The 21608-nt window shown below is 72.1% G+C and carries 22 protein-coding genes, 1 tRNA gene and 1 pseudogene; 15 read left to right on the top strand and 9 right to left on the bottom strand.

Annotation, left to right across the window (positions count from 1 at the left end):
• Nucleotides 1-5: 5 nt before the first annotated feature.
• Both AC3EU2_RS17040 and AC3EU2_RS17035 read right to left on the bottom strand, forming a co-directional pair.
• Nucleotides 6-326 carry a hypothetical protein gene (locus AC3EU2_RS17040; RefSeq protein WP_488177465.1) on the bottom strand — a complete coding sequence of 107 codons (321 nt, stop codon included), beginning with the start codon at nucleotides 324-326 and terminating at the stop codon, nucleotides 6-8.
• Complete coding sequence (locus AC3EU2_RS17035; RefSeq protein ID WP_488177464.1) at nucleotides 323-1363, bottom strand: zinc-dependent alcohol dehydrogenase family protein; 1041 nt, start codon at nucleotides 1361-1363, stop codon at nucleotides 323-325. The genes AC3EU2_RS17040 and AC3EU2_RS17035 overlap by 4 nt, the downstream gene beginning before the upstream one ends.
• Nucleotides 1364-1524: 161 nt before the next feature.
• Here AC3EU2_RS17035 and AC3EU2_RS17030 point away from each other — a divergent pair.
• The 6 genes and pseudogenes from AC3EU2_RS17030 to AC3EU2_RS17005 all read left to right on the top strand — a co-directional run.
• Nucleotides 1525-1710: pseudogene (locus AC3EU2_RS17030) on the top strand (hypothetical protein); the annotation flags it as partial.
• 40 nt (nucleotides 1711-1750) lie between these two features.
• Nucleotides 1751-3460: a GAF domain-containing sensor histidine kinase gene (locus tag AC3EU2_RS17025; protein WP_488177463.1), complete on the top strand. Its 1710-nt coding sequence runs from the start codon at nucleotides 1751-1753 to the stop codon at nucleotides 3458-3460.
• Nucleotides 3461-3492: 32 nt separating this feature from the next.
• Nucleotides 3493-4443: a universal stress protein gene (locus AC3EU2_RS17020; RefSeq protein WP_488177462.1), complete on the top strand. Its 951-nt coding sequence runs from the start codon at nucleotides 3493-3495 to the stop codon at nucleotides 4441-4443.
• Nucleotides 4444-4489: 46 nt separating this feature from the next.
• Complete coding sequence (locus AC3EU2_RS17015) at nucleotides 4490-5134, top strand: response regulator (RefSeq protein ID WP_488177461.1); 645 nt, start codon at nucleotides 4490-4492, stop codon at nucleotides 5132-5134.
• A gap of 78 nt (nucleotides 5135-5212) precedes the next feature.
• The gene (locus AC3EU2_RS17010; protein ID WP_488177460.1) at nucleotides 5213-6106 is read left to right on the top strand and encodes a universal stress protein; all 894 of its coding nucleotides are present in this window, start codon (nucleotides 5213-5215) and stop codon (nucleotides 6104-6106) included.
• Entirely contained in the window at nucleotides 6103-6534 is a 432-nt protein-coding gene (locus AC3EU2_RS17005; RefSeq protein ID WP_488177459.1) for a pyridoxamine 5'-phosphate oxidase family protein, read from the top strand. Before AC3EU2_RS17010 ends, AC3EU2_RS17005 begins: the two co-directional genes overlap by 4 nt.
• A 33-nt stretch (nucleotides 6535-6567) precedes the next feature.
• Here AC3EU2_RS17005 and AC3EU2_RS17000 read toward each other — a convergent pair whose 3' ends face one another.
• From AC3EU2_RS17000 to AC3EU2_RS16970, 7 genes are all read right to left on the bottom strand, one after another.
• The gene (locus AC3EU2_RS17000; protein WP_488177458.1) at nucleotides 6568-7155 is read right to left on the bottom strand and encodes a CBS domain-containing protein; all 588 of its coding nucleotides are present in this window, start codon (nucleotides 7153-7155) and stop codon (nucleotides 6568-6570) included.
• The gene (locus AC3EU2_RS16995; protein ID WP_488177457.1) at nucleotides 7137-8444 is read right to left on the bottom strand and encodes an acetyl-CoA hydrolase/transferase family protein; all 1308 of its coding nucleotides are present in this window, start codon (nucleotides 8442-8444) and stop codon (nucleotides 7137-7139) included. Before AC3EU2_RS16995 ends, AC3EU2_RS17000 begins: the two co-directional genes overlap by 19 nt.
• The gene (locus tag AC3EU2_RS16990; RefSeq protein ID WP_488177456.1) at nucleotides 8441-8890 is read right to left on the bottom strand and encodes a pyridoxamine 5'-phosphate oxidase family protein; all 450 of its coding nucleotides are present in this window, start codon (nucleotides 8888-8890) and stop codon (nucleotides 8441-8443) included. The genes AC3EU2_RS16995 and AC3EU2_RS16990 overlap by 4 nt, the downstream gene beginning before the upstream one ends.
• A gap of 112 nt (nucleotides 8891-9002) precedes the next feature.
• Nucleotides 9003-10601: a M28 family peptidase gene (locus AC3EU2_RS16985; RefSeq protein WP_488177455.1), complete on the bottom strand. Its 1599-nt coding sequence runs from the start codon at nucleotides 10599-10601 to the stop codon at nucleotides 9003-9005.
• Between the two features lie 117 nt (nucleotides 10602-10718).
• Nucleotides 10719-11210 carry a DUF6328 family protein gene (locus AC3EU2_RS16980; protein WP_488177454.1) on the bottom strand — a complete coding sequence of 164 codons (492 nt, stop codon included), beginning with the start codon at nucleotides 11208-11210 and terminating at the stop codon, nucleotides 10719-10721.
• Between the two features lie 39 nt (nucleotides 11211-11249).
• Nucleotides 11250-12389: a thiolase family protein gene (locus tag AC3EU2_RS16975; RefSeq protein ID WP_488177453.1), complete on the bottom strand. Its 1140-nt coding sequence runs from the start codon at nucleotides 12387-12389 to the stop codon at nucleotides 11250-11252.
• The gene (locus AC3EU2_RS16970; protein WP_488177452.1) at nucleotides 12386-13420 is read right to left on the bottom strand and encodes a class I adenylate-forming enzyme family protein; all 1035 of its coding nucleotides are present in this window, start codon (nucleotides 13418-13420) and stop codon (nucleotides 12386-12388) included. The genes AC3EU2_RS16975 and AC3EU2_RS16970 overlap by 4 nt, the downstream gene beginning before the upstream one ends.
• 47 nt (nucleotides 13421-13467) lie before the next feature.
• Between AC3EU2_RS16970 and AC3EU2_RS16965 the strand changes: the two genes are divergently transcribed.
• The 9 genes from AC3EU2_RS16965 to AC3EU2_RS16925 all read left to right on the top strand — a co-directional run bounded on the left by AC3EU2_RS16965 (nucleotide 13468) and on the right by AC3EU2_RS16925 (nucleotide 21608).
• Complete coding sequence (locus AC3EU2_RS16965) at nucleotides 13468-14499, top strand: chorismate-binding protein (RefSeq protein WP_488177451.1); 1032 nt, start codon at nucleotides 13468-13470, stop codon at nucleotides 14497-14499.
• Nucleotides 14500-14551: 52 nt separating this feature from the next.
• On the top strand, nucleotides 14552-15397 hold the full coding sequence (locus tag AC3EU2_RS16960) for an aminotransferase class IV (protein WP_488177450.1): 846 nt from the start codon (nucleotides 14552-14554) through the stop codon (nucleotides 15395-15397).
• Entirely contained in the window at nucleotides 15394-15834 is a 441-nt protein-coding gene (locus tag AC3EU2_RS16955) for a TIGR02611 family protein (protein ID WP_488177449.1), read from the top strand. Before AC3EU2_RS16960 ends, AC3EU2_RS16955 begins: the two co-directional genes overlap by 4 nt.
• Before the next feature lie 91 nt (nucleotides 15835-15925).
• Nucleotides 15926-16002, top strand: a tRNA-Val gene (locus AC3EU2_RS16950).
• Between the two features lie 253 nt (nucleotides 16003-16255).
• A complete protein-coding gene (locus tag AC3EU2_RS16945; RefSeq protein ID WP_488177448.1) occupies nucleotides 16256-16939 on the top strand; it encodes a hypothetical protein in 684 nt (227 codons plus the stop codon).
• Nucleotides 16940-16982: 43 nt separating this feature from the next.
• A complete protein-coding gene (locus AC3EU2_RS16940; RefSeq protein ID WP_488177447.1) occupies nucleotides 16983-19040 on the top strand; it encodes a sensor histidine kinase in 2058 nt (685 codons plus the stop codon).
• Nucleotides 19037-19684 (top strand): response regulator, encoded by a 648-nt coding sequence (locus AC3EU2_RS16935; RefSeq protein WP_488177446.1) that lies wholly within the window; start codon nucleotides 19037-19039, stop codon nucleotides 19682-19684. The genes AC3EU2_RS16940 and AC3EU2_RS16935 overlap by 4 nt, the downstream gene beginning before the upstream one ends.
• A 140-nt stretch (nucleotides 19685-19824) precedes the next feature.
• Entirely contained in the window at nucleotides 19825-20583 is a 759-nt protein-coding gene (locus AC3EU2_RS16930; RefSeq protein WP_488177445.1) for a S1C family serine protease, read from the top strand.
• 26 nt (nucleotides 20584-20609) lie between these two features.
• On the top strand, nucleotides 20610-21608 hold the full coding sequence (locus tag AC3EU2_RS16925; RefSeq protein ID WP_488177444.1) for an AAA family ATPase: 999 nt from the start codon (nucleotides 20610-20612) through the stop codon (nucleotides 21606-21608).

Below are 21608 nucleotides of genomic sequence, written 5' to 3'. Positions count from 1 at the left end.
CGCCGTCACCGCCCCCGGCCGCGGGACGTGCCTCGGCGACGGGCGGCGCCGCCGGAGCGCGCGGACCCGCCGAAGGCGATGGAGGCACCGAAGAGGAACCCGAAGTCGTACCAGCTTCCGGAGTTGGCGACCTCGTAGATCCCGACGTCGTCACGGAACAGGGAGATGAGGAAGGTGATCGGACTGATGACGCCGTGCCACAGCCCCAGCCAGAAGCCCGGCTGACCGCTCGCCGTTCCGGCGCCCTCGTTGCCGCCGGCGGCGCACGCCGCCAGCAGCAGGAGGACCGCGAGCACGAGACCCGCCCACCGTGCGGTGCGCCTCATCGGGTGAGGACCACCTTGAGGGCCCGGGTGTCGGAGGCCGCGGAGAAGACGTCGTAGGCCTCGAGGAAGCTCGACATCGGGAACCGGTGGGTGACGAAGCGGCCCAGGTCGATCTGGTGGCGCGCCACGAGCTTGAGCAGGGTGGGCGTGGAGTACGTGTCCACCAGGCCCGTCGTGATCGTCACGTTCTTGATCCAGAGGTCCTCGAGGTGGAGCGTGGCCGGCGCGCCGTGGACTCCGACGTTGGCGACCGTGCCTCCGGGGCGGACGAGGGCGGTGCACTGCTCGAACGACTCGGGGATGCCGACGCACTCGACGGCGACGTCGGCGCCGAGCCCGTCGGTGAGTGCGCGCACGACCTCGCCCGCGTCGTCGCGCGAGGGGTTGACCGTCACGTCGGCACCGAACTGCTTGGCCGCCTCGAGCCGGGAGTCGGCGAGGTCGACGGCCACGATGTGAGCCGGGCTGAAGAGCTGGGCGCCCATGATCACCGAGAGTCCGATCGGACCGGCGCCCACGACGACGACGGTGTCGCCGGGGGACACCCGACCGTTGAGCACCCCGACCTCGTAGCCCGTGGGTCCGATGTCGGCCAGCATGAGCACCTCTTCGTCTCTCACCCCGTCGGGGATCATGAAGGTCGAGGTGTCGGCGAACGGGACCCGGACGTACTCGGCCTGGGTGCCGTCGACCAGGTGGCCGAGGATCCAGCCGCCTCCGCCGAGGCACTGGCCGTACATGGCGTCGCGGCAGAACCGGCACGAGCCGCACGAGGTGATGCAGGAGACGAGGACGCGGTCGCCGACGGCGACGTTCTTGACGCCTGCGCCGACCTCGGTGACCGTGCCGACCGCCTCATGGCCGAGAGTCCGGCCGTCCGTGACCGCCGGGACGTCGCCCTTGAGGATGTGCAGGTCCGTGCCGCAGATGGTGACGGCGTCCACGCGCACGATCGCGTCCGTGTCGGCCTGCACCGTCGGCTCCGGCACCTCCTCCCACGACTTCTGTCCGGGGCCGTGGTAGACGAGTGCCTTCATGAGCGTTCCCTTCGTCGCGGGCTGACCGTGTTGTCACCCATGTCCATTCCACGGCGGGTGTCGCCGAGCGAGACAGGGTCCGAAGTCCCGGGACGACAGCGCCGTCGGCACGACGACGGGCGCGGACGGGCGCTCCGGACGGGGGCTCCGGGCGGGCGCTCCGAGCGGGCGACGCCGCGGGAGGCGACCGTCTCGGCCGCGAGTCGGCAGCGCTGCTCGTCGTGCACGGGACCTCCCCGCGCGACGTGCCGCCGGAGGAGCGGGGGCCGGCACGCTCACGCCCGAGGGGCGGGCCGACGGCGGCTCCACCCGTGGTGAGGGCCGCGGCGGATCGCCGATCCTGCTGACCTGCGACACGGGGGTCCGCAGGACGCCTACGATCGCCACATGGCAGCCGAACCGCCGCGGGGTCCTGCTGCCCAGGCGGCAGACGCACCGACCGAGGCTCCCCGCTGGCCCTTGTCGTCCCTCGACCTCGACGACCTCGTCGAGGAGCTGAGAGGGCGGGCCAGCTCCGCCCGCGAGTCCCAGGAACGGCTCAGCTCGCTGCTCGACGCCGTCCTCGCCGTCAGCTCCAACCTCGACCTGGCCGAGGTGCTCCACCGCATCGTCGTCGTCGCGTGCGAGCTCGTCGACGCGACCTACGGTGCGCTCGGGGTGCTCGGCCCCGGTGGCGAGGATCTGGTCGAGTTCGTCACCCACGGACTGACCGACGACGAGCGGGACGCGATCGGCCCGCTGCCGCGTGGCCACGGGCTCCTGGGCCTCATCATCGCGAGCCCGAAGCCCCAGCGCGTGCCCAACATCGGCGAGCACCCGGACTCCTACGGCTTCCCACCGCACCACCCGCCGATGACGAGCTTCCTCGGGGCACCGGTGCGCATTCGCGACCAGGTGTTCGGCAACCTCTACCTCACCGACAAGCGGACGGCCCCCGAGTTCAGTGAGGACGACGAGGCGATTCTCGGAGCGCTGGCGGCCGCTGCCGGGGTCGCGATCGACAACGCCCGCCTCTACGACAGCGTGCGCATCCAGCAGCTGTGGGGCGAGGTCATCGGCAACGCCACCCAGTCCCTTCTGGCCGGCCGCCCGCAGGGTGAGGTCCTGGCCGAGGTGGTCGTCGGGATCCAGGACCTCACCGGGGCGTCCTCGTGCCTCATCGCCCTGAGCGACGAGTCCGAGCTCGTCGTGGCCGCGACGACGAACGGGCCCGTCCCGCACGGCGACCTCCCGGCAGCGAGGGAGCCGGTCCAGGACGGGCAGATGCGCGCAGCCCTCCTCGAGCCGCCGCGACTGGTGTCACGCGGGACCCGGGCCACCCGGGCCCTCGTCCCGCTCGCTCTGGGCAAGACGCCGCTCGGGATCCTCGTGGTCGACTGGGCCGAGGGTGAGCAGTCGGGTCACCTGACCCACCTGTCCGACTTCGGCCGGGGGCTCGCGGTCTCGCTGGGGGCAGCCAGCGCACGGTCGGAGCGGGCGCGCTCGGAGCTGTTCGAGGACCGCGAACGCATCGCCCGGGACATGCACGACAACGTCATCCAGCGGCTGTTCGCGACCGGCATGTCCCTCCAGTCGGCCGCACCGATGAGCGAGCCGCACGTCCGGCGCAAGCTCGACTCGGCGGTGGACGAGCTCGACGCCGCCATCAAGGACATCCGGCACGCGATCTTCGCGCTGCACCGGGTTCCGGGGGCGCGGCCGCTCAGCGCCGAGATCGCGACCGTCTGCGGGGACGCCGCCGTCACCCTGGGCTTCGCGCCCGAGCTCCGCCTCTCCGGTCGTATGGCCGAGATCCCGGATGCCGTCTCCGCCGACCTGCTGGCCGTCGTGCGCGAGGCCCTGAGCAACGTCGCGCGCCACGCCTCCGCGAGCTCGGCCCACGTGTCCGTCGAGGTGGGCGACGACGTGCGGGTGGCCGTGGTCGACGACGGACGCGGGCTGCCGTCCGACGCGGTCCGTTCGGGCCTGGCAAACCTCGCGCGGCGCGCGCAGAAGCGCGGCGGAACGTTCACCCTGGACGCCCAGGTCCCCTCCGGGACCTCGCTCGTGTGGTGCGTCCCGTTGGAGCGTGGAGGGGCTCGGGACCTAGTTCCCTAGTCGTGCACCGGTGCCCGGGTGAGGCTCGACGCATGACCATTCCCCGCCCCGAGGAGGGCGCGACCCTGCAGGGTGCCCGGCGACGTCCGATGTACGGACCCGTGGTCGTGGGCTACGACGAGTCGGCGGAGGCCGGCTCGGCGCTGCGATGGGCTGCCGACTGGGCGAGCGCGCGAGGCGCCGCCCTCGTCGTCGTGTATGCCGTGAGCCCGCCGCCCGCGCTCACGTGGTCGTCCGTGTCCCTCACCCCCACACCCGACGTGCTCGGACGTGCCGCCCAGCGCATCGCCCAGCGTGGCGCGGACGAGGCCCGTCGACGACACCCGGACCTCGAGACGCGGGCGCTGGGCGCGGTGGGCAGCCCCGCGGCCGAGCTCGTCGCGATGTCGCAGTCCGCCGACCTCGTCGTGGTGGGTCGACGCGTGTCGAGGGCCGACACCAGCCTCGGTTCGGTGTCCTTCGCCCTGGGCATGCACGCCCGGTGCCCGGTGACCGTGGTGCAGGGTTCCTCGACGGAGGAGATCGGTCCCGCTCGGCCCGTGGTCGTGGGGGTCGACACGTCCCAGCCGTCGACGCGTGCGCTGAAGTTCGCGGCGTCCGCGGCGTCCGCGACCGGTGCGGAGCTGGTGGTCGTCTCCGCCTGGTCCGGCCCCCGTCAGGAGCCCTGGATGGCCGACCTCTGGCCGGACTCGCGCAGTGCGGCGGCCAGGCTGTCCGATGGCGCGTCCGGCCGGGCTGCGGACAGCCTGCAGGAAGCCGTCCTCCTCGTGGACGGCTGGTTTCCCGATGTCCGAGTCGTGACGCGCGCACCGCAGGGCCTCGCCCAGGAGGTGCTGCTCGAGGAGTCGAAGGGCGCGGGACTGCTCGTGGTGGGGTCCCGGGGCCAGGGCGGCTTCGCCGGTCTCGAGCTCGGCTCCGTGAGCAGGGCCATCCTGCGCGAGGCCGACCTGCCGGTCGCCGTCGTGCGTGACAGTGGAATCTGACCCCTCACGTCTAGGGTGGTCAAAGCCGACGACGAAGGGTGTGGTGATGATCAAGGTCTTCCTGCTGGACGACCACGAGGTGGTCCGTCGTGGACTGCGCGAGCTGCTCGAGGTCGAGGACGACCTCGAGGTGGTGGGGGAGTCGGGCAGCGCCCAGGAGGCCACCCGGCGCATCCCCGCGCTCCGCCCGCACGTCATGATCCTCGACGCCCGGCTCCCGGACGGCTCCGGCATCGACGTGTGCCGTGACGTCCGGTCGGTCGACCCGTCGGTGGCCGGCATCGTGCTGACGTCCTTCGACGACGACGAGGCCCTGCGCTCGGCGGTCCTCGCCGGGGCGGCCGGCTACCTCCTCAAGGACATCCGCGGCAGTCGCCTGGTGGACTCCATCCGGCGCGTGGCCTCGGGCGAGAGCCTGCTCGACGACGCGGTGGTGTCTCGGCTCCGTGCCCAGTGGGGCCACGACGTCGACGACCCTCGCCTCACGGCGCTGTCCCCGCAGGAGCGCCGCATCCTGCAGCACATCGCCGAAGGGCTCACGAACCGCCAGATCGGCGAGGCGCTGGGGCTGGCCGAGAAGACGGTGAAGAACTACGTCACGTCCGTCCTCGCGAAGCTCGGCATGGAGCGGCGCACCCAGGCGGCGGTCTACATGGCCAGCAAGGAACGGCGGGGCGAGCACCAGCACTGAGCCGGGACCAAGGGCCCTGTGCCGCCACGCTCGCTCACGGCACGCTCGAAGGACCAGACCTTCAGCACAGGAGGACCCATGAACACCCCCGCCAGCGCACGCCCCGTCGTCGTGGGATTCGACGGGTCGCCGCCCGGTGACGCCGCCTTTGCCTGGGCCGTCGCGGAGGCCACGCGTCGAGACCTGCCGCTGCACGTCCTCGTCGCCCGCGGGATGCTCTATCCCGTCGCGGCCGGCTACGGGCTGACGACCCCGTGGCCGGAGGACTTCGACAGCGAGCTCGTCGACGAGGCGCGCGAGCGCGTGGCGGGGCTGGCGCCGGAGCGTGCCGTCGTCGTGGAGTCGGTGGCGGGCACCCCCGCCTCGTTCCTCGTCGACGCCTCGCGGGAGGCCGAGCTCGTCGTCGTGGGACGGCGCCGGCAGTCCGCGCTGGGAGAGGCCTTCTCGGGCTCCACCTCGTCGCAGGTGGCCGCCCACGCGTCCTGCCCGGTGGTCGTCGTCGACAAGGACTTCGACCTCTCGCCGCAGGCGCCCATCGTCGTCGCGGTGGACGGCTCCTCGGCGAACGACCCGGCCGTCGGCTTCGCGTTCGAGCGGGCGGCCGCACTCGGCGCCTCGGTGACCGCCGTGCACTCGTGGTGGGTCGACGTGCCCCAGACCTTCGACGCCCCATGGCTGAGCGATGAGCGGGTCGCCGAGCTCGAGCACCTGCACCGCGGGCGGCTCGACGTCGCCCTCGCCGGGTGGTCGGCGAAGTTCCCCGAGGTGTCGGTGCGCACCGTCCTGCGCCGGTCGCTCCCGGTCGAGGCCGTGCTCGCGGAGTCCGAGGGTGCCCAGCTCATCGTCGTCGGCAGCCGTGGTCACGGCGGGTTCGTCGGGCTGCTCCTCGGCTCGGTCAGCCAGGGACTGCTGCACCGCGACCGCCCGTGCCCCATCACCGTCGTCCACGCCTCGTCGGCGGTGGCACCATGAGTGACGTCGACGCCCCCACCGACCACAGCGGCCTGCGGGTCATGAGCACCGAGGAGTGCCTGGACCGGCTCGCCTCGGCGGGGATCGGTCGGCTGGGGTTCGTCGTGGCCGGCGAGGTCGTCGTGCTGCCCGTGCACCACCTGGTGCACGGGGTGGACGTCTACTTCAGGACCAGCGGCGGGTCGAAGATCGAGGCGGCGTCGGACCACGATCCGGTGGGCTTCGAGGTGGACGAGTACGACCGCGCCACGGTCACCGGCTGGAGCGTGACCCTCACGGGGGTCGCCTCCCTGGTGGACGAGGACGACCTCGTGCGCGAGCTCGAGGTCCTCGACACCGCGCCGTGGCCCGTGGGTGACCGGACCGACTCGGTCTGGGTCCGCGTGCGCCCCGACCAGATCTCCGGACGCGAGCTCCTCCCTCACTGAGGGCGGCGCGGCTCCGGGCTGCGAGCCGGTCGCTCAGGGAGCGACCTGGACGCTGCGGATCCCCGGGACGGTGGCGGCCACCGCCATGGCGGCTGGGCCGAGGTCGGTCCGGTCCGGGTGCACGGTGACGTGCCCACCCCTGACGCTCGCGGTCACCTCCGGGAGCCCGGCCTCGGCCAGGGCCTGCTGGATCGCCGCGACGAGCTCGCCGTCGGGCACGGCCATCGCCCGCAGGATGTCGCTGCGGCTCACGACGCCGACGAGTCGCCCGGCGTCGTCCACCACGGGCATGCTCTTCCACCCCTGGGCCGCGAGCGTCTGGGCGACCTCGGAGCTGTCCGTCGCCGGCGTCACGCACCTCGGGCCGGCGGTCATGAGGTCGTCCACCGTGCGGTCGCGGGCCAGGGTCGGCAAGGACGCGCGCAGGTGGGCCCGCGGGTCGCGCGGCAGCTGGTCGCGCAGCACGTCGCCCTCGGAGACGATGCCGACGACGGTGCCCGCCTCGTCGACGACGGGCAGCGAGCTGATCCGCGAGCGACCCAGGATCGCTATGGCCTCCTCGAGCGGAGCCCCCTTGGCGAGGCTGAGGGCGGGAGAGGTCATCACGTCGGCGACGAGCATGTGGTGCCTGCCTTTCCTGTTCGTGAGGCGGCCGGCGCCTCGCCGAGCCCGAGAGCCCCGGCTTCCTCCCAGAGCTCGGCACGGACCGACGGATGAGCAGCGTGCTCGATGAGGTGTCGTGCCTGGGTCTGGGCGTCCCACCCCATGATGTCAGCGCACCCCTGCTCGGTGACGACGGCCGTGTGCTGGAACGACGTCACCGGTCCCTCGAGCAGCCCGACGATGGCCGAGACGTCGGCGCGCGGGTGCCACGAGCGCACGGCCAGGATCGCCTGACCGCCCGGGGAGTCCATCGCCCCGACGACGAAGTCGCACTGCCCGCCGAAGCCGGAGTGCAGACGGGACCCGATGTGGCTGCCGTTCGCCTGGTCGAAGAGGTCGACGCTCAGGGCGGTGTTGATGCTCGTCATGGCGGGGTTGCCCGCGATGCGCCCGGGGTTGTTGACGACCTCGGTCCTCAGCATCCGCACTCGGGGGTTCTCGTGAAGCCAGGCCATGAGGCGTGGTCCGCCGACCGCGAAGGACGCGACGACCTCGCGGTCGGGGTCGAGCGACCCGGCGTCGTCGAGGTGGAGGATCCCGTCCGAGACCATCTCGCTCCAGACGCCGAGGCGCCGCCGGTCGGTGAGGCGGGGGACGACGGCGTCCGGGATGGCGCCGATGCCGAGCTGCAGCGTCGCGCCGGAGCTCACCCGCACGGCGACGTGCTCACCGATGCGGTCGACCTCCGCGGACACCGGGGCCGACCCGTGACCGTTGCCCGCCGGCGAAGGCACGTCGAGGAGGACGGCGTCCAGGTCGTATGCGCCGAGCTCCGCGTCGCCGTACGTGAACGGCATGTCGGCCCGCGACTCGGCGAGCACGAGGCCGTCGGAGGCGCGGCACGCCTCGATCGCGGCAGGAAGGATGTTGACCTCGGCGCCGAGCGAGAAGGTGCCGGCGCCGTCCGGAGCCGACACGGTGACGAGGACGACGTCCGGGACGAAGCGTTGTGACATCAGCGTCGGGACGTGCGACAGCCGCGCCGGGAGATAGGACAGACCCGGCTGCCCCCGCATGCCGGGACCCACGAACGGCGTGACGAGCCGGACCCCCACCCGCGTGGGGATGCCGCGTGGGGCGTTGAGCATGAACAGCTCGAACTCGGTCACGCCCTCGTCGAGGAGGCGCAGCAGGGTCCAGGGGACGGAGGCGTTCCCCCCGGCCACGACGCGCAGGGGGCGGTCCAGGCGACGGGCCCTGTCCCGAAGGGCGGTGGTGACGCTCGATGGGGTGGTGGGATGGCTCACGGGTGCCGCACGCCTCCGCTGACCGGGAACCGACGGCCGGTGAGGGTGACGGGGACAACGCGGAGCAGGTGCGGCTTGGGGCCCTTCTGCCAGGGGTCCAGCAGGGTGAGGATCTCGATCGACTCGTCAACGTCGCGCACCTCGACGGCGTGGCCCCGCACGACGACGCTCCAGGCCTCCCCGCTCCCCGGGTCGTAGCCGTCCACCTCGAAGGCGACCGGGTGGTTGCGGGCGGCGTCGTGCTTGGTGCCGGCAGCCGTGCGCAGCACCACGCTCCCGTGGTCGACGGCGAAGTTGACCGGGAAGATGTCGGGAGCACCGTCGTGGATGACCGCGAGGCGACCGATGACGGCCTCCCGCAACAGCGCCCACGACTCACTGACGCTCGTCTCCCGAATGGGCGTCGGCTCGCCTCGCTCGGATGGGGGTCCCGTCTCGTTGTCCATGGACTCACGGTCGTCCACCGGCACCGGTGAGGACAGGGACCAAGGGCCCGGGGAGCGCCGTGAGGCGCACCCGGCGTCCACCGGGTGCGCCTCGCGGTCCAGGTTCTCCGCGTCAGCCGGCGAACCGGTCCTTGAAGGCGTTCGCGCTGTTGCCCGAGCCGTGAGACTTCCCGGGCACGCGCACTCCGTTGACGGCCGAGGTGTCGAAGGCGAAGGTGATCACCGCAGTGGCGATCGCGTCCGCGTTGACGTCGAGCGCCTCCGTGTTGATGTTGCCGACGAGGTCGTAGTCCGCCTCGAGCGCCGCGTACAGCGCGGCGTTCTGTCCCTCACCGGTGAGGTTGTCGCAGAACTGGTGGTAGCACGGGTCGTACGCCGCGCCTGGAACTCCACCGTAGAGGGCTGCCTCCGCAGCCGTCTTCACACCCTCGGCCCCGGTGAAGAGCCCACCGGCAGGAATCCCGACGGCGATGAACGGGCCGTAGTCCGATCGTCCGGAGAACTCCGAGTCCTGCGACGGCAGTCCCCGGCTGTCGTAGAACGCCTCGAAGACGTCCTCGATCTGGGCCGAGCCGGCGGGGATGAAGCCCGGAGCGGCGGTGCCGCCGGAGTTGTCGCCGTCGTAGATCCCGAACATGTAGTTGGGCGAGGCGACCATGTCGAAGTTGAGGTAGAGGGCGATGTTCTCCGCTTCCGCTTCGCTGAGCTCGGCGACGTAGTGCTCCGAGCCGAGCAGGCCGGACTCCTCGGCGCCCCACCACGCGAAACGCACGGTGTTGTTGGGCTTGACCTTGGCCATCTGAATCGCCGTCTCCAGCAGGGCAGCGCTGCCCGAGCCGTTGTCGTTGATCCCGGCGCCGCCCTGGACGCTGTCGAGGTGGGCGCCGGCCATGACGGTGTTCGCGTCGTTGCCGGCAGCGGTCTCCGCGAGGACGTTGTACGCCGTCCGCTCCTCCGCGGCGAAGTCCACCGTCACGGTGACGGACTGACCCGGAGTGGTGGCCAGCTCGGCGCCGACGGCGAAGGTCGTGAAGACGGCCGGGATGGTGAGGCCGGTGGCGTCACCGATCATGTTGAGGAGTCCGGTCCGGCCGGGCTGACCCTCGTTCATGACGACGACACCGGCGGCACCGGCAGCCTGCGCGTTGAGGACCTTGACGTTGAAGCCACAGGTTCCGCGCTGCACCAGGGCGATCGCTCCCGAGGGCATCCCCGTGAAGTCGGATGCCTCGCACCCGCTCGTGGACGTGCTGGGCGGGAGGGTGGGGGCGTCCAGTCGCAGGTCGGCCGGGAAGAGGACCCCGGTCGCGGTCCCCTCAGGTGTGCCGGAGTCGAACGTGTTGCGCAGGAAGTCGACCTCGTTGACGAAGGTCCTGTCCGGGTTCGTCCGGAACAGCTCCGAGTTCTCCTCGAAGTAGTCGAACTGGAACGCCTGCACCTCCGGTGTGTAGCCGGCGGCCGTCAGCTGCTCGACGACGTAGTCCACGGACGCGTCGTAGCCAGGTCGGCCAGCGGCGCGGTCGCCGAACTCGTCGGCGATCTCCTGCAGCGCCTCGAGGTGCGTGAGCACGCCGTCGAGGGTGACCGCCTTGGTGAGCTTGGCGGGTGAGTTGGGGTTCGGTGCCGCCGTGGCCTGCGTCCCGACGGACGCCACGAGGGTGGTGGCCAACGCTGCACTGGCAGCGACGGCGAGGACGGATCTCGATCTCACGATGTACTCCCGGGGTCTGTCCGGCGCCCGGATCTGGCCGGATTTCCGCAGACTAGACCCGGGGTCGCGCCCGGGGAAGGGTGCAGAGGGCATGGTCCGTACGCCCTGTCCGCCGGTTCAGGACCGCGACCGGGACAGCCCGGAGCGCACGACCAGCGGCGCGACGACCCAGCTCACGAGGAAGACCGCGAGGGTCACCGCGGCCGCAGTGACGCCCGCGCCCCCTCCGACGACGACGTCGAAGATGAGGAAGGTGGCCGAGACGATGCTCACCGCAAGGGCCACGAGACCTACGCGGGCGGCCGTGTCCGCGAAGGTGACGAGCTCTCTCTTTGCCCTCCGCCGGAACATCATCCGGTGGGCGCTGACCGGGGCGACGAGCAGTGCGGTCGCGACGACGGCCGCCGCCAGCGAGACGAGGTAGGCCGCCCGCTGACCGTCGTCCAGCGTCGAGAAGCGCTGCTGGAAGGGCAGGGTGAGCAGAAAGCCGGCGAGGATCTGGACCCCCGTCTGGGTGACGCGCAGCTCTTGGAGGAGCTCGTCCCAGTTGCGGTCGAGCCGCTCGGTCCCGGTCTCGTGGCGGTCCTCGTCGTGCTGCGCTGGCTCCATGCGCCGACGTTACCCAGTGCCGCCCACCCACGGTCCCTGTCAGCCGACGCGTTGCAGGAGCAGCGCGACGCCCTGCCCGCCGCCCACGGCGATGGCGGCGACCCCGAGCTCGGGGCCGTCCACCCGCACCATCTGGCTGAACAGCCGCACGGCGAGGACTGCGCCGGACGCGCCCCACGGGTGTCCGAGCGCCAGCGCGCCACCCTCGACGCAGACCCGGTGCTCGTCGATCCCCAGGCCGTCGCAGCAGGCGAGCACCTGTGCCGCGAACGCCTCGTTGATCTCGACGACGCCGACGTCGTCGCTCTGGATCGCGTTGCGGCGCAGCAGGTTTCGTATCGCCGGGACCGGGCCTAGGCCGGGCAGGTTGGGGTCGCAGCCGACCGTCTCCCAGTCGAGGCAGGCCAGACCCGGTATGCCGTCCGCGCGCCTGCGTGCCTCGCTCACGATCGCCACGGCCGCGGCGCCGTCATTGATGCCGCAGGCGTTGCCCGCGGTGACGGTGCCTCCGGGGGAGAACGCCGCCGGGAGGCGGGCGAGCGACGAGGCGCGCAACGTGTCGCGCACGCGTTCGTCGTGGTCGAGCTGGGCCAGCGCGACGATCTCGTCGTCGAACCGGCCGGCCGCGCGTGCGGCGGCGGCGCGCGCGTGGGAGCGGACGGCATACGCGTCCTGCCGTTCGCGGCTGATGCCCGAGCTCCGGGCGAGGTCATCGGCCGCGGCGCCCATCTCCGGGTCGCCGATCTCCGCGGGGGAGAAGGGCGCGCGGGTGTATCGCCGCGGTGCGGCACCGTCGACGGGCGGCCACATCCGCCACGGTGCCGTGCTCGCGCTCTCGACTCCTCCGGCGACGACGCTGTCCACCGACCCCGATCCCACCAGCGCACAGGCGGTGGTGATGGCGGCCAGCCCACTGCCACACTGGAGGTCGACGGTCATGGCGGGGACACCGACGTCGAAGCCGGCGGCGAGCGAGGCCACCCGGGCGAGGTTGCCACCGGGACCCATGCAGTTGCCGAGCACGACCTGTGCCGGTCCGCCGGCGAACGCGTCGTCGGCGACGGTCCGGAGCACCGGGAGAGCCAGTCCGACCGCGTCGACGTCCCGCAGCGCCAGGCCCGCGGTCCCGATCGGGGTGCGCCGGGCCGCGACGATGACGGGTGTCCCGGAGTCGATCACGACGGGATCACCCCGGCCTCGCGTCCGGCCACGAGACGTCGTCTGACCTCGGAGCGGTCGACCTTGCCGACGGGGGTGAGCGGCAGGTCGGTCCACAGGTGCCAGCGACGGGGGAGGTGGGTGGGGGCGAGCCGCCCGGTGGCCTGCGACCGCGCCGACCCGAGGTCGAACGCGGCCCGCGCGACGACGACGGCCTCGACGAGCTCGCCGAGCTCGGGGTGCGGGGTGCCGACGACGACGGCTTCGGTGATCCCGGCGCAGGACCGAAGAACGGCCTCGACGTCGGAGCAGTGCACGCTGACCCCGCCCGTCGTCACGGTGTCGTCACGGCCGGCGACGATCAGTCCGCCGTCGTCGTCGAGGCGGCCCCGGTCGCCGACGCTCGCCCACCCGGCCCGGTCGCGCCGCAGCGGACCGGTCTGACCCGGGGCGTAGCCCTCGCAGAGCCACGGGCTGCGGGCCCACACGACGCCGTCGCGGACCTCGACCTCGACCCGCGGGAAGGGAGCGAGCCGGGCACCGGTGCGGATGGCGACGAAGCTCAGCTCGGCCGAGCCGTAGTAGTCGACGACCCGCAGCCCGGCGTCGTGCGCTTGTTCACGGACCGGCTCGGGGAGCGCCGAGCCCGCGCAGACCACGGTGCGGAGGCGTCCGAGGTCCCTCTCCACGAGCGCGGCCAGCATCGCCGGTGTGAGGTGGGCGACGGTGCACGTGCGCAGCGCCGCCACGGCCCCCCGCGGGCTCCACTGCCGAAGCGTCACCGTCTCCGCGCCGAGGTGCGCGGTGTGCGCGAGCGCGAAGGCGAACATCGACCCGGTGGGCGGGCCCGGGACGAGGACGCGGTCCGCGGAGGTCGTGCCGGTGAGGCGGCTGAGGTGGTCGAAGCTGTCCTCCCACGAGGCGAGGGACCGCAAGACGGTGCGCGGCCGGTCCGTCGTGCCGGAAGTCTGCAGCTCCAGCCAACCGCGGCCGTCCGACTCCCGCAGCAGGCCCAGCGTCCTCATGACGTCGCGGGATGGGGTCTCACGCACGGCGACACCGTCTCACACCCGGATCGTCCGCCCCCTAGCATCGGGCCGTGGCGTGGGCGAGGTTCAGCTCCCTGGACGGGGGAGTCATCGAGGCGAGCGGCGTCGATGCCGTCACGCACGACATCGACGACGTCGACTCCGGCTTCTGGGCCGTCGTCCTGACCTTCGAGGGCGACCTCACCGCGGTGCGCATGTCGTCGGTGACCCGCGGGGCGACCCCGCCCGCCCCGGCCACGACGTGGGCCGGCGCCCCGGGTGAGTGGACCGCCAGCCTGGGCGACACGGCATACGTCGAGGGTGTCGAGGAGGTGCGCGAGCGCATCGCGCGCGGCACGGTCTACCAGGTCAACCTCTGCCGCGTCCTCAGCAGCGAGATCCCGGCGGGCCTGTCGGTGCGGGACCTCGGCGACGTCCTGGCACGGGGCAACCCGGCGCCGTACGCCGCGACGATCGAGATCCCCGAGGCGGGACTGGAGATCGCCTGCGCGTCACCCGAGGTCTATCTCGTGCGGCGGGGGCGGACGGTCACGTCGAGCCCGATCAAGGGCACGGCCGTGACGGCCGACCGGCTGCTGCCCAAGGACTACGCGGAGAACGTCATGATCGTCGACCTCGTCCGCAACGACCTCCAGCACGTGTGCCGTCCGGGCACCGTCCGCGTCGACCACCTGTGCCGGCTGGAGGCGCACCCAGGGCTCGTCCACCTCGTGTCGGACGTCACCGGCGTGCTGCGCGACGGGATGGGCTGGCGCGAGCTGCTCAACGCGTCCTTCCCGCCCGGTTCGGTGTCGGGCACGCCCAAGCACACGGCGCTGCAGGCGATCGCCGACCTCGAGCCCGAGGCGCGCGGGCCGTACTGCGGGGCGATCGGGTGGATCGACGCCGACCGGGACGAGGCGCTGCTGGCGGTGGGCATCAGGACCTTCTGGGCGGAGCGGGACGGCGCCGGGCGGCGGATGCTGAGGTTCGGCACGGGGGCAGCGATCACGTGGGCGTCCGACCCGCAGGGTGAGCTGGCCGAGACCGAGCTCAAGGCCAGTCGCCTCCTGCCGCTCGCCCGAGGGACGGCTCGGGGTTGACTCAGGGGATGGCCTCATGGGGCCGCGGGGGTCCATCTGGGATGGTGGACCCATGAACGCGATCCGGTTGTGGGTGGATGGTCAGCTCGTCGGGGCCGACGTGCCGTCGGTGAGGGCGCTGGACCACGGGCTGACCGTGGGGGACGGGGCCTTCGAGACCTGCAAGGTGGTGAACGGGGAGGCCTTCGCGATGACGCGGCACCTGCGCCGGCTCGGACGCACGCTGGCCGGGCTGGGCCTTCCGCCGGTCGACGACGCCTGGGTGAGCCAGGGGGTCAAGGAGGTTCTGGCCTCCGGGGAGCCGATCGAGTTCGGTCGGGTGCGGATCACCGTCACCGGTGGTGCGGGCCCGCTGGGTTCCGACCGGCACGACTCGCCCGCGACGGTCATCGTCGCCGCCACGCCATCGGCGGCCCACAAGCCGTCCGCGGCGGTCGTCACGGTGCCGTGGGTGCGCAACGAACGCGCGGCCACCGTCGGTCTCAAGACCACGTCCTACGCCGAGAACGTCATCGCCGTGACCCACGCGCGCTCCCAGGGGGCCGAGGAGGCCCTGCTCGCCAACACCCGCGGTGAGCTCTGTGAGGGCACGGCGTCCAACGTGTTCGTCGTCACCGACGGTGTGCTGCGCACGCCCCCCCTCGACAGCGGCTGCCTCGCCGGCATCACCCGCGAGCTGGCCATCGAGTGGTGTCGCGAGGCGGGGCTCGAGGTCGTCGAGGAGACAATGCCGTTCGAGGTGCTGAGCACCGCCGACGAGGTGATCATCACGAACTCGTCGCGCGACGTCCAGGGCGTTCACCTCGTCGACGACCGGCGGCTCGCCGTCGGCCCGGTCACGGCGCGCATGGTCGAGATCTGGCGCGCGGCCGAGGCGGACCTCGGGCTGGACCCGTGAGCCAGAACCTCGACCGGGACGCGGCCGTGGCCACCGACGACGACGACGACTGGGCGTGGCGTCGTCGGATCCGGGCGAACCCGGCGACCGCCAGGGTGTACCGCATCGGGGTCTTCGTCGTCGGTCTCGTCGTCGTGTGCGGTGGGTTGCTGCTCATCCCGTTCCCCGGACCGGGCTGGCTCATCGTCATCGCCGGCCTCGCCATCTGGTCCACCGAGTTCGAGCGTGCGCAGCGGGTGCTGGAGTTCGTCAAGCGGCACCTCCGCCTCTGGGAGGAGTGGGTCAAGCGACAGAACCCCGTGGTCAAGGTGCTCGTCGGTGTCGTCGGCATCGCCTTCATCGCCACCGTGCTGTGGCTGACGTTCCACTTCTCCGGCATCCCCGGCTTCTTCCCGGACGGGCTCGAGACCTGGATGCGCACCACCGCGCGAATCTGACCGCGGGGGGTGGCGCCGGGTTGGCGGACCCTGATTTCGCGCCGGGGAGACCCGCCGGGTATCCTCGGTCCGCCCGCTCACGAGCGGGCACGGACGTGTAGCTCAGCTGGTTAGAGCGCTCGCCTCACACGCGAGAGGTCAGGGGTTCGAGTCCCTTCACGTCCACCACGCCCCAATAGGGTCGCGACGTCTCGTCCTCTGGTGTGCTGGCGGTGAGGGGGGCCACCGTAGGTCGTCGGCCGGGCAGGACGCTTCCGGCGTTGGCCGCCGTGGCCCTGATCATGGGTGAGCAAGCCACGTCCCACTGCCCGGGACATCTTCCCTGGTGGCTCGGGAAGCGGCCCGATGACGGGTGCGCCGGGGCGGCCCACTCTGGTGATGCGGCGGAACCTGCCGCCGCGACCACTCACCTGGAGGCATCATGACGGCAACCACTCACGTCAAGGCCCAGGCATCGCAGTCCGCGCTGCCTCGCGCGTTGTGGCGAGTCGCAGGGGCGTTGGGACTCGCCCACGTCGCCCTGTTCGCCGTGGGCATCATCATCCGCGGCGCTCCCACCACCCTGCCGGGACAGGAGGGGATCGAACACTCGTGGTCGACCGGTTCGCTCGAGCGAGTCCTTGCCGGCATGTGGGTGGACCTCATGGCCTTCGTCGTCCTCATCCCGGTCATCGTTTTCCTCGCCCGTGCGGTGGGCCGGTCCGAGCCCGCGGCGTTGGCATCGCGGACCGCAGCTGCTGCCGGCCTGGCCTACGTCGTCACGGTCGGCGGCGCGGGGTTCGCGGCCGGTGCCGCCGCGAAGTGGGGCATCGCGCACGGACTCGACCTGGACACGGCTCTGGCCGTGAACAACATCCGCAACTTCGCCTACGTCACCGGGGCGACATTCCTGGGCGTCCATGCCCTCGGGACGGGGATCGCGGCTCTCTCCGACCGCGTGCTGGCCCGTTGGGTCGGGTGGTCCGGCGTGCTGGTCGGCGTCATCGCTTTGCTCACCGGCCCACTGGCGGCGATCGGGGCCGGGACGATCGGGTTCCCCCTGTGGATGCTTTGGTTCGTGGCCCTGGCGGTGACCATGCTCGGTGGGAAGTCCTCATCCCCGTGACGCCGGGGGACGGCATACGTCAGAGTGTGGGCGTGGTGTCGCAGTGACGGGCAGCAGACGGATCGCACTCACCGTGCTCACCGGCGTGGCAGCGTCCGCGGGCGCCGTGGTGTCCGTGGTGCTCGGTCTCGCGGAGCCGGGCCATCCCGGCCGGCTCGCGATCCTGCTCGTCATCGTCACGTATGCCGTGATCGCTGCGGTCATCCTCGTGGCGCGGCCCGGCAACACTATCGGTCACCTCATGCTGGTGGGGGTGTTGGCGTGGGGGCTGGGAGAGGGGCTCCTCGCGATCGGAGTCCAGGGGGCCGTGAGCGAGCCCGGTTCGGTGGCGTACGCCGCCGCGATCGGGGTTCTGGGCACGGCGGCGCGCGCCGTGGGCTGGCTGGTCCTCGCCCTGCTCGTGCCGCTGCTGTTCCCGGACGGGCGACCGGCGCGGCCGGGCCGACGGCTACCGGTACAGCTCGCCGTCGCCAGCATCGCGATGTTTGCTCTGGCGGCTCTAGGAAGTCCGACACCTCTGGAGACACGGCTGGGCTCGGTCCCGAATCCGCTCGGGCTGCCCGAGTCCCTGCATGCTGTCGTGGACCTCGCCGCTCTTGCCGCGCTCGGCCTGGCCGCGATCACCCTCGTGCTGGCGGTCGCGGGAATGGTCCACCGGTGGCGTGTGGGTGACGAGCTGCTGCAACAGCAGCTGCTCTGGTTCGCGGTGGCCTTCTGCCTGCCGATCCTCATCCTCCCCGTGGCCGCGACGTCGTGGGCCAGGCCGTGGATGTTCGCGGCGGCGATCCTTCCGGCGCCTGTCGCGGTCGGGGTGGCCCTGCTGCAGAACCGCCTGTACGACATCCAGCTGGTCGTGAGCCGGACACTCACCTACGTCCTGCTCTCGGCGGCGGTCGCCGTCGTGTACGCGCTCACGGTCGCCCTCGTGGGTGCCGTGCTCGAGGACAGTGACGCGGGCTGGCTCCCGTGGGTTGCCGCGGGAGTGCTGGCCGCTGCGTTCCTGCCCATCCGCGACGCCCTGCAGGGCGCCGTCAATCGGCTCACCTATGGCCAGTGGTCGCAGCCGGCCGAGGTACTCGCCGAGAGCGGCCGTCGCCTGGCGGACGCGGCGGACGTACCGACCCTGTTGGACACGCTCGTCGGCCAGATCGGGGACGGGTTGCGACTTGCGCGAGTCGAGATCGTCGACGTCCACGGCCGCATACTCGCCCGACGTGGACCCGGCCGGGGTGAGGAGTCCGGAGGGGAGCCGGACGTCGTCTGGCCCCTGGTGGCGTACGGCGTCCCGGTGGGCGAGTTGCGGCACGCCCCGCGGCGGCTGCGGGCGGCTGACACCGAACTCCTGACGGACGTGGCTCGACAGCTCGGTGGAGTCGTGGACTCGGCGCGCCTTCTCACCACGATCAGCGAAGGTCAGGAGCGGCTCGCCCTGGCCCGTGAGGAGGAACGGCGCCGGCTGCGACGAGACCTCCACGACGGCCTGGGGCCAACTCTGGCCGCGCTGACCATGCAGGTCGACACCCTGCGGAACCGACTCGCTCAGGACGCCACCGGGGGGACGGCGACACCCACTGGATCCGGTGTGGACGTCGAGGCGGAGCTTCTCAGGCTTCGTGCCGGCATTCAGTCGACCGTGGTCGACGTCCGTCGGATCGTCGAGGGTTTGCGTCCGCCGGCGATCGACGAGGACGGACTGGACGGGGCGCTGCACCGATTGGCGGCTGACGTCACTGCAGGATCCGGGCTGGTGGTCCACCTCGACGTGGACGACCCGGGGCCGATTCCTGCGGCGGTCGAGGTCGCCGCATACCGCATCGCTCAGGAGGCGCTCACCAACGTCATCCGCCATTCGGGGGCAGCCAGCGCCTCCCTGCGCCTGGCGGTCGACGACGACGCCGTCACCCTCGAGGTGTCCGACGACGGGAGCGGTCCGGGGGCCGGTCGCGTGGGCGGGCTCGGACTGGTGCACATGCGCGAACGGGCCGAGGAGATCGGCGGGACGCTGACCGTCCACGGTGAGCCGGAGCCCGACCGTGGCACGAGCGTGGTCATGCGCCTGCCCCTGCCCCACGACCTGGCGAGCGAAGGAGTCACTGAATGATCACTGTGCTCGTCGTCGACGACCACCCACTCTTCCGAGACGGACTGGCCGCGCTGCTCGACACCGTCCCGGACGTCACGGTCCTCGAGGCGGTGGGCGACGGTGAGGCCGCGGTGGCTCGTGCGGCTGAGCTGGGGCCGGACGTCGTGCTGATGGACCTCAACCTGCCGGGCATGCCCGGCCTGGAGGCGATCCGCCGCATCCTCGTCGCCCGACCGCAGACCGGAGTGCTCGTGCTCACCATGGTCGACGACGACGGCACCGTGGCCTCCGCCCTGCGGATGGGCGCGCGCGGGTACGTCCTCAAGGGCGCGGCCCAGGAGGAGGTCCTCGCCGCTCTGCGCACCGTGGCTTCAGGAGGCGCGCTCCTCGGCGCGGCTGCCGCCGCACGTGCGCTGACTGGCCCCCGATCGGGTGCCGCGAGCAGCCTGACGCCACGAGAGTCCCAGGTGCTCGCCCTCCTCGCCGACGGACGGAGCAACCCCGACATCGCCCGCGAGCTCGGCGTGAGCCTCAAGACCGTGCAGAACCACGTCTCCCAGGTCCTGGCCAAGATGCAGGTCCAGGACAGAACCCAGGCCGCCCTGCGCGCCCGCGGCCTGTCGACGCCGGGCGCGTGGCATGCGTCGGCAGACGATCGGTGACTCGTTCGTCTCTATGGACGTCGTGCACGCGCTGAGGGACGCTTGACCCATGCGCGTACGCGGTCGGGATGGGGGACTGTGTGCATCCGCGCGGTCGCGCAGGCAGGCCCCCGGACCCGCGGTCGGCTGAGGAGGATCCCGTGGCCGACGCAGCTCGACCGGACAGAAGCCGCCGCGGCCTCGTCGGAGTGGTCGCGCTCGGCATCGCCGCGCTGCTCACTCTCGGCATTCTCGTCGGGACCCGGTTGGCCGGTCCGTCGGCGCCCGCCGAGAGTCGCCCCAGCGCCGTGGCCGCGAGCACGTCACCGACGCCGACGGTCGCGGACATCTACGACCGGACCGTCGTGTCGATGGTCGTCATCACGGCGGACCGGAACCGGCTGGGCAGCGGCGTGGTCGCCAACAGGAACGGGGAGATCCTCACCGCTGCGCATGTGGTGAGTGGTGCTGACACGATCCACGTGGCGTTCGCCGACGGCACGGAGACCACGGCCACGGTGGCGTCGTCCGACGAGGCGTCGGACATCGCCATCCTCATCCCGGGCGACCTCCCCGAGACGCTCGTCCCCGCGGTGCTCGGCGGAGCCGTCGAGGTCGGGGGACCGGTCGTCGCCATCGGCAACCCGCTCGGCCTCTCCGCGAGCGCCTCCGCGGGAGTGGTGTCCGGACTCGACCGCCGGGCCGACACGGCCGACGGCACGTTCGCGGGGCTGATCCAGTTCGATGCCGCCGTCAACCCCGGCAGCTCGGGTGGTCCGCTGCTGAACGCGGGTGGACTCGTCGTCGGGATCGTCGTCTCGATCGCCGACCCGGGCAAGGACCGGGCGTTCGCCGGCATCGGCTTCGCGGTCCCGATCGGAACCGCTCTCGGCGGAGACCGGCCGGGCCCACAGATCTGACCTGACCACGACCACGAGGAGTCGACATGACCGTCCCCACCGGAGCCGCCCGCAGGCCGGGCACGAACCCGTTCGAAGAGGTGCTCTTCGAGGTCAAGCGCACCATCGTCGGTCAGGACAACCTCCTCGAACGGATGGCCGTCGCCCTCCTGACGGGTGGGCACCTCCTCGTGGAGGGGGTGCCAGGGCTGGCCAAGACGCTGGCGGTTCGGACGCTCGCTGCCGCGGTCGGCGGCCAGTTCCAGCGGATCCAGTTCACGCCGGACCTGGTGCCCGCCGACCTCACCGGCGGTCGTGTCTACCGTCAGAACACCGGCGAGTTCGAGACGACCAGGGGACCCGTCTTCACCAACCTGCTGCTGGCCGACGAGATCAACCGTGCCCCGGCCAAGGTGCAGAGCGCACTGCTGGAGGTCATGCAGGAGCGGCAGGTGACGATCGGACGCGAGACGCTCGCCGTCCCGACGCCGTTCCTCGTCCTGGCCACCCAGAACCCCATCGAGTCAGAGGGCACGTATCCCCTTCCGGAGGCCCAGGTCGACCGCTTCATGATGAAGGTGGTCGTCGGATACCCCAACGCCGCCGAGGAACACGCCATCGTGCAACGGTCGATCGAGCCCCCTCCCGAGCACGTGCCGATGCTCACCCTCGAGGACCTCGCAGCGATGCAGGCCAAGGTCGGCAGGACCTACGTCGACCCTGCGATCGTCGACTACGCGGTCCGACTGGTCACGGCGACCCGCTCACCCGCCGCCGTGGGGCTCGGCGACCTGGACCGCTACGTGACCTATGGCGCCAGTCCGCGCGCCTCGATCGCCCTCGTGGCGGGCGCCCGGGCACTCGCCTTCCTGCGCGGCCGCGACTACGTGCTGCCGCCGGACCTCGGCGACCTGGCGCTCGACGTGCTGCGGCACCGTCTCGTGCTCTCGTACGAGGCGCTGGCCGACGACGTCGACCCCGACACCGTCGTCACCCGTGTCCTGAGCTCGGTGCCTGCCCCACGAGTCGTGCTGCAGGGAGCCTGA

The sequence above is a fragment of the Knoellia sp. B-D-2 genome (assembly GCF_057714695.1).
Note: the sequence above shows the minus strand (reverse complement) of the source record. Positions and strands in the feature narration are given on the sequence as shown.

Bases quoted from the DNA above. Each gene is read 5' to 3' on its own strand.
- AC3EU2_RS17040 (WP_488177465.1), bottom strand. From the start codon at position 326: ATGAGGCGCACCGCACGGTGGGCGGGTCTCGTGCTCGCGGTCCTCCTG.
- AC3EU2_RS17035 (WP_488177464.1), bottom strand. From the start codon at position 1,363: ATGAAGGCACTCGTCTACCACGGCCCCGGACAGAAGTCGTGGGAGGAG.
- AC3EU2_RS17025 (WP_488177463.1), top strand. From the start codon at position 1,751: ATGGCAGCCGAACCGCCGCGGGGTCCTGCTGCCCAGGCGGCAGACGCA.
- AC3EU2_RS17020 (WP_488177462.1), top strand. From the start codon at position 3,493: ATGACCATTCCCCGCCCCGAGGAGGGCGCGACCCTGCAGGGTGCCCGG.
- AC3EU2_RS17015 (WP_488177461.1), top strand. From the start codon at position 4,490: ATGATCAAGGTCTTCCTGCTGGACGACCACGAGGTGGTCCGTCGTGGA.
- AC3EU2_RS17010 (WP_488177460.1), top strand. From the start codon at position 5,213: ATGAACACCCCCGCCAGCGCACGCCCCGTCGTCGTGGGATTCGACGGG.
- AC3EU2_RS17005 (WP_488177459.1), top strand. From the start codon at position 6,103: ATGAGTGACGTCGACGCCCCCACCGACCACAGCGGCCTGCGGGTCATG.
- AC3EU2_RS17000 (WP_488177458.1), bottom strand. From the start codon at position 7,155: ATGCTCGTCGCCGACGTGATGACCTCTCCCGCCCTCAGCCTCGCCAAG.
- AC3EU2_RS16990 (WP_488177456.1), bottom strand. From the start codon at position 8,890: ATGGACAACGAGACGGGACCCCCATCCGAGCGAGGCGAGCCGACGCCC.
- AC3EU2_RS16980 (WP_488177454.1), bottom strand. From the start codon at position 11,210: ATGGAGCCAGCGCAGCACGACGAGGACCGCCACGAGACCGGGACCGAG.
- AC3EU2_RS16960 (WP_488177450.1), top strand. From the start codon at position 14,552: ATGAACGCGATCCGGTTGTGGGTGGATGGTCAGCTCGTCGGGGCCGAC.
- AC3EU2_RS16945 (WP_488177448.1), top strand. From the start codon at position 16,256: ATGACGGCAACCACTCACGTCAAGGCCCAGGCATCGCAGTCCGCGCTG.
- AC3EU2_RS16935 (WP_488177446.1), top strand. From the start codon at position 19,037: ATGATCACTGTGCTCGTCGTCGACGACCACCCACTCTTCCGAGACGGA.
- AC3EU2_RS16925 (WP_488177444.1), top strand. From the start codon at position 20,610: ATGACCGTCCCCACCGGAGCCGCCCGCAGGCCGGGCACGAACCCGTTC.